Consider the following 13,489-nt stretch of genomic DNA (forward strand, 5'->3'; position numbering starts at 1 on the left):
TTATTTCTCACTATATAAAAAGTTTTCTATCTTCTCACTAATATTCTCACTCATTGTATCAACATGATAACATGGTGGTAACGCTCTAAGCATATATTTCCCATAAGATTTTTGTGTAACCCTACTATCTAATAATAAAACTACACCATAATCTGCTGTTGATCTTAGTAATCTTCCGAAACCTTGTTTAAGTTTCATAGTGGCCATGGGTAATGAAAGATTAAAAAATCCACTTTCACCTCTTTTTTCAAAATCTATAGCTCTTGCCTTAACTATTGGATGAGATGGTACTGCAAATGGTAATTTAACTATTATTACTAATCTTAGTGTATTGCCTGGGGCATCAACACCTTCCCAAAAGGAAGATAAAGCAAATAAGGTCGAATTATCATCTGCTTTAAACTTATTTATTAACCTATGTTTTGAAGACTCCCCTTGCATTAATAAATTTAAAGAATTTTCTTCAAATTTACTAACAACCTTAGAGTGAACTTTTTTCATCATATCTCTTGAAGTAAATAATACTAATGCTCCACCTGATGAAGAATTAACACTTTCAAATATTGTATTACTCATATATTCAATATAGTCTTTTTCACTTTCTTCCTTTTTCTTTTTTGCATCTTTTATCTTTTCATCAATATATTGAGGAGGAGGAAAAGCATCACTAGGTGTTAATAATAATAGTTTATTTTCATAATCAAAAGGGGATATAAAGGAGGCTTTAATAAAATCTCTATTTTTAGTATATGGTAATCCAACTCTTGAACTCCAAAATTTAAAATCATCACTAAGATTGAGTGTTGCACTAGTTAAAACTACAGTTTGCAATTCACTAAATAAATTATCAACTAATAATTGAGACATTTCTAAAGGAGTAATAATTGTAGAGATATCTACTACATCACCCCGCCTTTTTTCTGGTTCAAACCAATGTATTTCATCTTCTTGCCATTCATCAAAATTAATAAATACTTCTAAAACAGAAATAGTAGCCATTATTCTAATATGATTGGTCTCGACTTCTTTTTTTAAGGGTAATATAGTATCATCTTCTTTCAACTGTTGTAAAAATTGTCCCATCATTTTGTTACAATTATTTGCAAGTTCTATAATACTAGAAGAAGCTTCAATAAAACTTGCCATTCTAGATTTTTGAGACTTAACTAGATACACACTTTTATATCCTTGCTTTTCGAATGTTTTAAGTAAATATTGACTCAATGATAAAATCTGATTTTTTAAATCAGTATATTTTTTAATTAAAACTTGATGATCAAACCCTTGTGTTGAAAACATTCCTAACTGTTCTATAAGATTTTTAGATTTCCCATTTTTAGAAGTATTTATAAAACTATCTATTTTCTTTAATACAAAATAATTACTGTAAACTTGTGAAAAATATTCAGATGCCATATCTTCTATATTATGAGCTTCATCAATTATTAATCGACTAAAAGAAGGAAGTACATTATCTTCATCATATCCAATTTCACTATCTACCCTACTTTTAGAATCAGTAAATAAAAGATAATGGTTACTAATTATTATTCTAGCTTTTTGTAATTTTACTTTATTTTTTTGATAAAAACATTCTTTATGATAAGGACATTTAAAATTTAAACATAATTCACCATCACTGTTTATTTTATTTCTATCAAAAGGTATTTTCCCATTATATTCTGTTAATAGCCCTGTATCTGTTTCAGTACACCATTTCTTAAATTTAGCTTCTTTTGTAGAAGGATCTGTTAAAAAAATAGGATTTTTTGATATTTCATCATTAAACCTTCTAAGACAAATATAATTTCCCCTACCTAAGGCTAATGCTACATTAACATCAACATTCAAAATATCTAGTATTCTTGGGATATCTTTTTTAAATAATTGATCTTGCAAATTAATGGTCGCTGTAGAAATAACTGTTCTCTCATCACCATTTTCTATTGCATTATATATAGCCGGAACTAAATATGCGAAACTTTTACCAATTCCTGTACCAGCTTCTAATATAGCGATTGAATCATTATCATATGCTTTTGATACGAGTTTTGCCATTTCTATTTGACCTTCTCTAATTTCATAAGAAGGGAAACTTTTAGATAAAGCTCCACCACTATCAAAAATATCTTCTATTTGTATATCTGTCATTTTTATTCTATTTCTTCTTCACTCTTATATTCTTCAAGTTTTCTATGTAATGTTTTTCTACCTATTTTTAAAACTTCAGCTGTCTTACTTTTATTACCTTTACAGTTATTTAAAGTTGAAAGAATTGCTTGTTTTTCTATGTCTGCTAAACTTAATCCAACTTCAATATTAATTGATTGAACTTCTGAATTTGTCGTAATTTGAGGTGGTAAATCTTTTATACCTACAAACTCATTTTTAGAAAGAACAACAGCAGCTTCTACACAATTTCTAAGTTCTCTAATATTTCCAGGCCAATCATATTTAAATAAAGCTGATTTAGCTTCAGTTGTAAAACCCTTAACATTAGTATTATTTTCTTTATTAATCTGATCTAAAAAGGATGTTAATAATAAAGGTATATCTTCTTTTCTATTTCTTAGAGGAGGAACTTCTAGGTGCACTACATTCAATCTATAATATAAATCTTCTCTAAATGTCCCTTCTTCAATTTCTTTTAATAAATCTCTATTTGTTGCTGCAACAATTCTTACATCTACAGTAATAGTTTTTTCTCCTCCAACTCTTTCAAATTGGCGCTCTTGTAAAACTCTAAGTATTTTTATTTGAGTAGCTAAATTAATTTCCCCAATTTCATCTAAAAAAATAGTTCCACCGTTAGCTAATTCAAATCTGCCTTTTTTAGCTGATATAGCCCCTGTAAAAGCACCTTTTTCATGACCAAATAATTCACTCTCTAATAAACTTTCACTTAAAGCAGCACAATGAACTTTAATAAAAGGACCATCTCTTCTTGTAGATATTTGATGTATAGCATCCGCAACCAACTCTTTTCCTACCCCGCTTTCACCAGTAACTAAAACTGAAGCCTTTGTAGGTGCTACTTGATTAATAGTTTCTAATAGCTTTCTAATATTAGAACTATTACCTATCATCTTACCATAGTTTCTATATGCTTTTAATGCTGCAAGTTCTTCTTTAATTTTTTTATTTTCATCAAGTAAATCTTTATTTTTTAAAGCTTTTTTAACAAGCAATAATAATCTGTCTAAATCTAATGGCTTTGTGAAAAAGTCAACTGCACCATCTCTCATTGCTTGAACAGCAGTTTCAATTGTTCCATGCCCTGTTAATATTACAACAGGTATATTTGGATATGAAGAAACTATTTTCTTTAATAGTTCTTGACCTGTCATCTTTTCCATTCTTAAATCGGTAATAACCAAATCAACATCATTTTTATTTATTAACGACCAAGCAACTTTCCCATTTTCAGCCATAATGACATTATAGTCTTCAAGCTCTAGGGCCATAGCTAGACCTTCACGAATATTTTTTTCATCATCACATACTAATATAGTTTTATTACTATTCATCAATAATCTCCGTTGAATCATCTATTGCCAATCTTTCACTATGTGGAACTGGTAATGTAATTATAAATTCACTTCCCTTGTTTAAAGTACTATTTACTCTAATATCACCTTTATGTTCTTTTATTACTTTATATACTACTGTTAAGCCAAGTCCTGTTCCACTAGCTTTAGTAGTAAAATATGGCTCAAAAATTTTACTTTTTGTTAAATCACTCATTCCTTTACCAGTATCTTTAACACTAATTACAATTTCATCACCTGAAAGCTTAACACCAACTGTTATTGTACCTTTCTTTTCAATAGCGTTCATAGCATTTTTTATAATATTTAATAAAGCTTGCCTGAATAAATTATTGTCTAACTCTACTTTCGGAGTGCTTTTTATATCCCTAACTAATTTAACTTTATTTTCAGTAAGCTCTGGTTCTACAAAATTACAAATTTCATTTACAGCTCTAGATATACTTGAAAGCTTTAATTGGGTATCCATAGGCCTTACAGCAAATAAAAAATCAACAACTATAGAATTCAATCTTTCAATTTCTTCAGATAATACATCAATATATCTAGAAGCATCATTAATAGTTAAAGTCTCTTTTCTTTCAAAAGCTTTAGTCAATAATTGTAAATGAATACTCATCGCAGCTAAAGGATTTTTAATTTCATGAGCAACACCAGCTGCCATTGTAGTCATGCTTGCTAAATTTTCACTTCTTCTAAGTTTTGCCTCATTTCTTCTGCTAACTGTAATATCATTAAAAACTAAAAGATAACCATATCCATCTTTAACATCAAAATCTTCTATTTTTTCAGCACTAAGTAAAATAGTTTTTACTTCTTCTCCCCATTGATAATTAAATTCATTATCTTCTTCATTATATCCAATTTTATGGAATTCTGATTTAAGATAATTAATTATATTTTTATCTAGAATTATATATGATAAATCTACACCTTCATAATTCTTAAGCCTCTTTATAGGAGGTAACATTCTTGCAAATTTATTTATATATACTACTTTTTTATCACTATTAACTAATATAATACCTTGTGGTAAATTATCTAAAACATGCTCTAATGTTGAAATATGAGCATCTTCACGTCTAATTAATTGTTCTATTTGATTTTTGTCTAATTGTTCTAATTTTTCTAAGGCTCTAATTACAAAATTATGCATTTACCTTTTCTCCATCATTTTTCTATAAATATTTTCATACATATTTTTCTTTGGTAAATTAAATATTCTTTGGTTATTATATAATTGTGAAATATCATCAATTATTTGTTTTGCTTTAAATGAATTAATTAAATTCTTTTGATAAGAAATATTAATTCTATTTATTAACTGTTTCAAAACAAATTCATCACTTGTAGATGAATCTAATTTTATTATAGCTTGTGATAATTGTTCACTGTTTAAATATTTGTTTTTATTAAAGGAATTAATAATTAAATCTAGAGAACTTTCCACATCATTAATTTTCATTCCACTTGCACTTAAGAAAAACTTTTCAAGAGAATTAATATTTTTATCTTCTAATTGAAAAGGTTCTAATAATGCAAGTTGTTTATCTTCTTCTATTACTGAAAAATTATATTTTCTAACTCTTGATAAAATCGTTTTCATAATTCTAGAAGGATTTTCTGATATTAATATAAAGTAAACATTATTATTTGGTTCTTCTAATATTTTCAACAAACTATTTTTTACACTTTCATTTGCTTTTTCTATTTTTTCAATTATAACAATTCTTGACTTTTCGTTCACTAATGTATTACTAAGCCACACTTGTAAAGCTCTAACTCCATCTACACTTAAATTAGTTAAATTTTTCTTACTTATAGCTAATAAAGGATTTAACTTAGTTTTTAAATCTTTTACAAAACGTTGAGCCTCTCTTACTTTATAAACCTCTTTACTTGCATCAAACTCGTTAATTAATTCACTTACAATAAAAGCATTATCAAATAATTTCTTATTTTTATCAGTATATATACCATTATGATAAGAAAGCAATAAAACTCTAATTGTTTTAATTAAATAATCTTTTGTAAATTCATTTCTATTTTTTATATAATTTTGAGAAGCAACTTCAATACGACTCTCAAAATCTCTATTAGAGACGATAATTAAATTTTGCATCAAATATCTTTCATATAAATTACAAGAATGACAATTACAAGATTCACCAAAATTATTTTCAGTGCATGATAAAGCTTTTGCAACTTCTATAGCTGCTGTCATTTTAGAAGAATATTTAGGCCCACAAAAAAGTGTAGAATGACTAAACGTTCCCCTCTTTATTGCTTTTTCAAATATTGATGCTAGTTCCGCCTGAGAATTCTTTAATTTATCCAACATTACTAATAAAATCCTCTGCTATTGGAATTATTGGTGAAAAGACATTAATAAATAAATAGGAATCATTTATAAGAGAAGATAAGTCAAATAAATGTTGATATGTTAATAACATTAAAATAACGGCACAAATGGCTAGTGAAAAAACAATCGCCCAAATAAATCCTAATAACGAATTAATTGCACCAAGTCCTACTCCTTCAAAAACCGAAGATAATAAATTCCCTACAATTAACATAAGGATATACCCTATGATAAAACAAAGCATATAACTTAATAATGAATCTACTATTAAAGGTAATCCTAAACTTGAAATCACTTTTTCAGATGCTAATTCACTAAACATGAGTCCAACAATTAGTCCAACTAATATTGCAGCTTTAGATGCAAAACTTTTAGCAAAACCCTCAAAAGAGCCAGCAATACCTGAAATTAATGCAATAGCTATAATAATAATGTCGACAATATTTAATACCACTGAACCAACTACTAATGTAAAATCCATAATAAAAACTCCTATTTTAACAAATCAACAATCTCTTCATATATCAATTCATTTGAATTAATTATATCATAATTTTCATAAGATTCTTTTCTTTTTCTTATATTTTCATTATCAAATAATTTCTCAACAGTGTCCATAAATTTAGAAGAATTTTCTAACACATCTAAAAGACCTAACTTTTTATAATAATTAGAGTTCAAAACTTGTTCTCCTCGGCTAGAATTATTTTTTAAAGGGATTGCCAAAATATTTTTTTGAAAGAACAACTCTTCATTTAATGCATTTGCACCACATCTACTTATTACTAAGTCTGCTTTTCTAAATAAATAACCTAATTCTTCATTAATAAATTTTGTACATATATAATTAGGCATCTCTTTCTCTCTAAATGAATAATCTCCCATCTGATGATAAACATTATAATTCTCAGTTAATTTATTTATGTTCTTATCAATTATTTGATTTATCTCTAAAGCTCCTAAAGATCCACCAATAACTAAAATTATTGGTTTACTACTATCAAAAGTTTCATTCATTTTTTTTATAATAAATTTAATCTTATTACTAAAATTATCATTATATTCACTTAATATTTTTTTTTCATATTCATTAATGTTTATATTTTTGAAAGATAATAATTCTAATCGTATAGGGTTCCCACAGTAAACAAAATGACTATCATTTTCTTCCTTTTTATTTAATGGGAAACCTTTTAAAACCTTTGAAGCAACTTTCATATTTAATTTAGTAGCTAAACCTAATGTAATGTCAGATTCATGAGTAATTATCTTTATATTTAATCTTTTTGCTGCATATACAACTGGAACAGAAACATATCCACCTTTTGAAAAAATAATATCGGGTTTTTCTAATTTCAATATTTTTTTAGCCTGATAATAGCCTCTAAAAATCTTAATAATATCATTTAGGTTTTTTATAGAAAAATATCTTCTAAATTTACCACAACTGATACTATAATATTTAAGGTTTTTCCCCTCGATAAGAGATTTTTCTTTTTCATTATCTCTACCTATATATACAAATTCAAAAGATTCATCTTTTTTGTATGTTCTAATATATTCAATTATCGAAAGAGATGGATAAATATGACCTAAAGTTCCTCCACCACAAAATACTATTTTCATATTAAAAAAATAACATAGGGATGAAAAATAAGCAACAAAAGCGTCAATTTGACACAAAGTATTATTTTTTTCTATAATTGATTCATTATTATTTACTTAATATAGGATTATGATTATTTTTAATTGTATAAAATAAAATATATTCTTATTGATTGAAAATTATTGCTTTCCTTTGAGCTATTTTCAATGTATACTAGTGGATATAGCCAAAAACTACATTTGGAGAAATAAATGGCCAGATCAATATTCAGAGCTCTTTTCGGTTCGAAAACAGACCGTGATTACAAAGCTCTTATGCCTATAGTACAAAAAGTTAATGAACAAGAAAGTTGGGCAAAGTCTTTAAAAGAAGAAGATTTTATTAAACAAACAGAAGAATTTAAAAGACAAATTCAAGCTAAAGAAAAAACCCTTGATGAATTATTACCTCAAGCTTTTGCACTTGCAAGAGAAGCAGCTTACAGAGTTTTAGGTCAAAGACACTATGATGTTCAAATTATGGGTGCTAGCGTTCTTCATAAAGGTAAAATCTTAGAAATGAAAACTGGTGAAGGTAAAACCTTAACTTGTGTACCTGCAGCTTATCTTAATGCTTTAGAAGGCAAAGGTGTTCATGTTGTAACAGTAAATGATTATCTAGCAGAACGTGATGCAAATTGGATGACTCCAGTTTATAAATATTTAGGTTTATCTGTTGGTGTAATCATCTCTTCACTAGATAATGAAACAAGAAGGATTAATTATAGTAAAGATATTACTTATGGTACTAATAATGAATTTGGTTTTGATTATTTAAGAGATAATATGAAATGGTCTATTGAAGATAAAATTCAACCAAAACATCATTATTGTATTGTAGACGAAATTGACTCTATTTTAATTGATGAAGCTAGAACACCTTTAATTATTAGTGGTCAAGCAGAAGATGATTCTCAACAAGTTATCGGAGCTCAAAAAATCGTTGCTTCTCTAAAAGAGTGTGAAAAAGATCCAAAAACTAATGATTATTATGAAATGGATCCATTAGCTAGATTCGATAAATCTTCTGAACCTTTTGATGAACATGGAGATTTTAAAATCGATGAAAAGAAAAAAACTATTTCTTTTACATCTGAAGGTATGAATCACATTGAATCATTATTACAACAACACCATATTATTTCCGGTAGTCTATATGATGGTTCTAATTTTGAATTCGTTCACTATGTAACTCAAGCAGTAAAAGCTGAAAAATTATTTGCAAAAGAAGTTGATTATGTTGTTCAAGAAGGACAAATTCAAATTGTAGACGAATTCACAGGTCGTATTTTACACGGAAGAAGGTATAGTGATGGTCTTCACCAAGCAATAGAAGCTAAAGAAAGAATAAAAGTATTAGGACAAAATAAAACTCTTGCTACAATCACTTTCCAAAACTTCTTTAGAATGTATGATAAATTGTCTGGTATGACAGGTACTGCTGAAACTGAAAGTACTGAATTTATGAAGATTTATAATCTTGATGTAGTTGTTATTCCAACTAACAAACCTATTGCAAGAATTGATAGTCAAGATTTAATTTACTACAACGAAAAATTTAAATTAGATGCAATTGTAAAAGAAATTAAACAAGTTCATTCAACTGGACAACCTATTCTAGTTGGTACTGTTTCTATAGAAATGAGTGAAATAATTTCTACTCTACTTAGAAAAGTTGGTATAAAACATGAAGTTTTAAATGCTAAAAACCACGCAAGAGAAGCTTTAATTATTGAAGAAGCAGGTGCTGTAGGTGCTGTAACAGTTGCTACTAACATGGCTGGTCGTGGTACTGATATTAAACTAGGTGGTAGTATAAATAATCTTGCTAGAAAAATTTGTGGAACAGAAGCAACTGCAGAAGAATTTGCCGAAGCACTTGAAAAAGTTAAACCACAATGGGAAAAACAATATGTAAAAGTTAAAGAACTAGGTGGTTTATATATACTTGGTACAGAACGCCATGAATCTAGACGTATTGATAACCAATTACGTGGTAGAGCTGGTCGTCAAGGAGATCCTGGTAGTTCTAAATTCTTTGTTTCTCTCGATGATACATTAATGAGATTATTTGCTAACGATAATTTAAAAAGTATGTTAGGTAGAGTTGGAATGAAAGATGGTGAACCACTAGAGCATAAAATGCTAACAGGTTCTATCGAAAGAGCTCAAAAGAAAGTTGAAGAAAGAAACTTTGAAATAAGAAAGCATTTACTTGATTATGATGATGTTTTAAATGAACAAAGAAACTTTATTTATAACAAAAGAGATGAAATATTAGGGAATCAAGATATTTTACATAAAGTAATCGATATAATACATGATTTATGTGATGATATTGTAGAAGATGCTTTTAGTAGTAAAAATGGTAAAGAAATGAATATCATTATTGATGAAGCTAAAACTCAATTATTCTTTGATTTAGTTCCTTCAAAAGATATTAGTTCAAAGGCTGAATGGAATGAATATCTAAAAAAATCTATTGATGATAGTATAAATGAAAAAATTGCTCTAGTTACAGAAAAACCTTTTAATGATTTCTTAAGATTCCATTACTTAAAACAAATTGATATTAGATGGCAAGATCACTTATCTATGTTAGAAGAATTAAGAGAGGCAGTTGGTCTTAGAACATTTGCTCAAAAAAATCCTTTAGTAGAATATAAACTTGAAGGATTTGATATTTTCAATGAAATGTTATTCAATATTGATAAATTTATCGCTCAAACTTTAGTTAGAGTTCAAATCAAAGAGAATGAAGAAAATTATCAACGAAGAAGAAAAACAAAAACTGTTGAAAGACATTCTAAAGCTGCAGCTTTCCAAGATAAAGCAAACAGTGCTGCAAATCAAACAAGATCAAATAGAGGTACAAGTGATAAACCTGTAACTGTAAAAAGAACAACTCCTAAAGTTGGTAGAAATGATCCTTGTCCTTGTGGCTCAGGTAAAAAATATAAAAACTGTTGTGGGAAAAACAACTAAACAAGATTTTATATTTTGATTTATAAAAATCTCCTTATTTTTTAAGGAGATTTTTTTATATTAACATATGTTAAATTATTTATAATGTAAAAAATTAATACTTAGCAATTTTATTTAAACTAAAATAATTATAATTACTTATAAACAAAGCAATTAGCGCTCTAATTCTAATTTTTTTTTATAACAATTATAAATAATTGATTTATTTTTTATACATTTTTCTATATACTGATAAAAATATTAGGAGGTTTTTATGAAAAAACGACTAAATAAATCAATATTTAGATCTAAAATTAGTTTAACATTGTTAACTATTTCACTAATTACTTTTCTTATTTCTTGTGCTACACCAATAGAAAATGCTACAGAGTCTTTTCAAAAAGGTAATTATGAGAAATCATTAAAGTATTCATTACAAGCATTAAAAGATGACCCAAGTTCACTAGATGCAAAATACATTATCAAAGAATCTTGGAAAGTAATATCCTTAGAAAAAACAAATGAAATTGATTCATACCTTAAACAAAACACTATTTCTTCTTTAGAAACTGTAGATGAGGTATATGATGAATTTATTGAACAAAGCACTGATGTTAAAAATGCTAGGATTAATGATATATACCCAATCCCTGAAGTTAATCAATTAAAAGAAGATAAACAAGCAGCAAAGGATATTCTTAATTTAAAATATATTAAAGAAGGTAAAACTTATTATAATTATGGGGACAGAGATAATTCTAAAACTGCATACAAATATTTCATGAAAGCAAAAGATAACGGATATATGAGTGGAGAATTAACTCAATTAATCAATGATGCTAAAGAAAAAGCAACTATTACAATATATGCTACAGCACATAAAAATAAAAATGAATTATTTGATGTTCAAACATTAATTAAAGAATTTTCATACAATTTAGATAAAGATGAATTTATCAATGTAATATATGATTTAGATTGTAACTTCGAACAATTAACTATAGATAATGCAATTGCAAAAGCTAAAATGGCTAATGCAACTCACTTATTATTTATTACACCTGAAGTTACTTATACATATTATCCAAATAGTAAATTAAATTCTTTTGGGAATACAGAATGGTTAGAGGAAACAATTACAGTCGATTTTGATTATAGTATCAATTATAATTACCAATTAATGGAATTAGATAGTAAAAATATTACAAGTGGAAGATATGACTATATAGGTTCTTACTATGATGATTTTATTATCAGAGGAGTATATTCTGATGATAATAAAGCTGAAATAACTTTTGGAATTGGAGAGCCAAATGCAACAATTGAAGAAGTCGATGCTAATATTTCACCAATTGGTATAGATACTGCTGTAGCAATGTCACTAGAGTTTAAAAATGAAAAAATAACAATGGATAACCTTTTATATTCCCTAGAATATTCATTAGATGTTAATCCTCTTCTAAATGAAAAAAATAAGAACATTCCAATTCTATATTCTTTATCAAATGAAGATAAAACTTTAAAAGACTACTCAGGTCATACATTCTTCTTATTCGATGCTATAGCATTCCCACCTGTAGTTGAAGGTGAAGAAAATGAAATTATTTTTGTTTATAATACTGACATTAAAGCTGATACTAAAGATAGTGTAGATGATTATCTTGCAACAGCAGCTAGTGATGAACAAGCTTATATGCAATTAAAAGACTTATTTAAAAACACAAAAGACAATCAACTTGCTCTCATCTTCATATTAGATGAATGGTATAAAGAACATTATACTATATTAGGCCCAAAAGCCTTTGCAAAAGATATGTTAAAAACTTTATAAATAATTAGTAAACACTCCTATATTAAACATTTTCTGTAAAATAGGAGTGTTTTTTTATTTAGAAGAATGATTCAGGATCTAAAGGAATTCCACTTTGAATTATAGAAAAATATAGAATATTATCACTAGTTGATAATTTACCAATTATACTTTTTTCTGAAACTTCATCACCAATTCTTAATTCAGTATTACTCAAATTCCCATAAATACTTTCATAACCATCTTCATGTGATAGTTTAACACTCATTCTATTATTAGCAGTAATAATATCAACAACTACCCCACTTGATGATGCATATATTGGATTATTAGATCTAATTAAAATACCATCTAAACTGATATCATCATTATACTTATTATCTTCAAAAAATTGTCCATACTTAGCAATAATTGAACCATCAGTTGGTAAATTAAATTTATTCGCAGTAGTACTAATAGTTGGATTAGAAATAATATCACTCATATCTGGAATAAATATTTTATCACCGACATCAAGTCTAGTATCTGCTAATCCATTGATTTCTTGTAAAGTTTTCCAACCTAAATTTGGACAATATTCATTAGTAATAGTGGATAGCATATCACCAGATTGAACAGTATAATACCTTCCATTTCTGTCAGGTATTTTTAATACGACACCTTCAACTACTCCACTTATATTCTTTATTTCATTAATACTTATTATTGTTTGAACTTTCAATCCATAAAGAGAAGCTATAGAATTTAAATCTTCGTCACTAGTTACGACATGGTTAACAAACTTAACAGCACCTTCTGCAGCTCTAGCAGCTTTCACTTTAGAAATATCTAATGCCATTGCGTTATTATTAGTTTCTTCATCTACTACTGGAGTAATACTCGAATCAGAAATATTAGCAACTTCATTCTCAAATTCTTTTTCATCATCAGGAACTATAGTTTCAATACTTGATTGGACAGCAACATTTGTTTCATCACTATTTTTATTTGATGAATTAGTTATATAAAAATATCCAGCTACTAAACACAAAACTAACAAAATAAAAAAAAGTACTAATATTAATTTATTACCTTTTTTATTTCCATTATCAAAATCATCTGGATCATTAGGATTTGAAGAACCATCCATATTAAAATTTTCTATATTCATGTCGACATTAC

The 13,489-nt window shown here is 27.1% G+C and carries 9 protein-coding genes; 2 read left to right on the plus strand and 7 right to left on the minus strand.

Annotated elements, in window-relative coordinates:
- From ACPKM0_RS00235 to ACPKM0_RS00260, 6 genes are read right to left on the minus strand one after another with little or no spacing between them, the layout of a single operon-like run.
- The gene (locus ACPKM0_RS00235) at positions 1-2,151 is read right to left on the minus strand and encodes an ATP-dependent DNA helicase (RefSeq protein WP_472472786.1); all 2,151 of its coding nucleotides are present in this window, start codon (positions 2,149-2,151) and stop codon (positions 1-3) included.
- Between the two features lie 2 nt (positions 2,152-2,153).
- Entirely contained in the window at positions 2,154-3,527 is a 1,374-nt protein-coding gene (locus ACPKM0_RS00240) for a sigma-54-dependent transcriptional regulator (RefSeq protein ID WP_472472787.1), read from the minus strand.
- On the minus strand, positions 3,520-4,704 hold the full coding sequence (locus ACPKM0_RS00245) for a two-component system sensor histidine kinase NtrB (RefSeq protein ID WP_472472788.1): 1,185 nt from the start codon (positions 4,702-4,704) through the stop codon (positions 3,520-3,522). Before ACPKM0_RS00245 ends, ACPKM0_RS00240 begins: the two co-directional genes overlap by 8 nt.
- Positions 4,705-5,889: a hypothetical protein gene (locus tag ACPKM0_RS00250; protein WP_472472789.1), complete on the minus strand. Its 1,185-nt coding sequence runs from the start codon at positions 5,887-5,889 to the stop codon at positions 4,705-4,707.
- Entirely contained in the window at positions 5,879-6,391 is a 513-nt protein-coding gene (locus ACPKM0_RS00255; protein ID WP_472472790.1) for a CvpA family protein, read from the minus strand. Before ACPKM0_RS00255 ends, ACPKM0_RS00250 begins: the two co-directional genes overlap by 11 nt.
- Positions 6,392-6,402: 11 nt before the next feature.
- Positions 6,403-7,536: a UDP-N-acetylglucosamine--N-acetylmuramyl-(pentapeptide) pyrophosphoryl-undecaprenol N-acetylglucosamine transferase gene (locus tag ACPKM0_RS00260; RefSeq protein ID WP_472472791.1), complete on the minus strand. Its 1,134-nt coding sequence runs from the start codon at positions 7,534-7,536 to the stop codon at positions 6,403-6,405.
- Between the two features lie 231 nt (positions 7,537-7,767).
- On the opposite strand from ACPKM0_RS00260, the gene secA reads away from it, so the two are divergent.
- Positions 7,768-10,539, plus strand: a complete 2,772-nt coding sequence (gene secA / locus ACPKM0_RS00265) for a preprotein translocase subunit SecA (RefSeq protein ID WP_472472792.1) — start codon at positions 7,768-7,770, stop codon at positions 10,537-10,539.
- A 253-nt stretch (positions 10,540-10,792) separates the two neighbouring features.
- Positions 10,793-12,349: a hypothetical protein gene (locus ACPKM0_RS00270; protein ID WP_472472793.1), complete on the plus strand. Its 1,557-nt coding sequence runs from the start codon at positions 10,793-10,795 to the stop codon at positions 12,347-12,349.
- Between the two features lie 58 nt (positions 12,350-12,407).
- Here the strand turns inward: ACPKM0_RS00270 and ACPKM0_RS00275 are convergent, their stop codons facing one another.
- Positions 12,408-13,478, minus strand: coding sequence for a LysM peptidoglycan-binding domain-containing protein (locus ACPKM0_RS00275; protein WP_472472795.1), 1,071 nt, complete (start codon positions 13,476-13,478; stop codon positions 12,408-12,410).
- Positions 13,479-13,489 lie beyond the last annotated feature (11 nt).

It is taken from the genome of Pleomorphochaeta sp. (genome assembly GCF_050031695.1).
GTDB lineage: Bacteria > Spirochaetota > Spirochaetia > Sphaerochaetales > Sphaerochaetaceae > Pleomorphochaeta.

Bases quoted from the DNA above. Each gene is read 5' to 3' on its own strand.
- ACPKM0_RS00245 (WP_472472788.1), bottom strand. From the start codon at position 4,704: ATGCATAATTTTGTAATTAGAGCCTTAGAAAAATTAGAACAATTAGAC.
- ACPKM0_RS00235 (WP_472472786.1), bottom strand. From the start codon at position 2,151: ATGACAGATATACAAATAGAAGATATTTTTGATAGTGGTGGAGCTTTA.
- ACPKM0_RS00240 (WP_472472787.1), bottom strand. From the start codon at position 3,527: ATGAATAGTAATAAAACTATATTAGTATGTGATGATGAAAAAAATATT.
- ACPKM0_RS00255 (WP_472472790.1), bottom strand. From the start codon at position 6,391: ATGGATTTTACATTAGTAGTTGGTTCAGTGGTATTAAATATTGTCGAC.
- ACPKM0_RS00250 (WP_472472789.1), bottom strand. From the start codon at position 5,889: ATGTTGGATAAATTAAAGAATTCTCAGGCGGAACTAGCATCAATATTT.
- ACPKM0_RS00270 (WP_472472793.1), top strand. From the start codon at position 10,793: ATGAAAAAACGACTAAATAAATCAATATTTAGATCTAAAATTAGTTTA.
- secA (WP_472472792.1), top strand. From the start codon at position 7,768: ATGGCCAGATCAATATTCAGAGCTCTTTTCGGTTCGAAAACAGACCGT.
- ACPKM0_RS00275 (WP_472472795.1), bottom strand. From the start codon at position 13,478: ATGAATATAGAAAATTTTAATATGGATGGTTCTTCAAATCCTAATGAT.
- ACPKM0_RS00260 (WP_472472791.1), bottom strand. From the start codon at position 7,536: ATGAAAATAGTATTTTGTGGTGGAGGAACTTTAGGTCATATTTATCCA.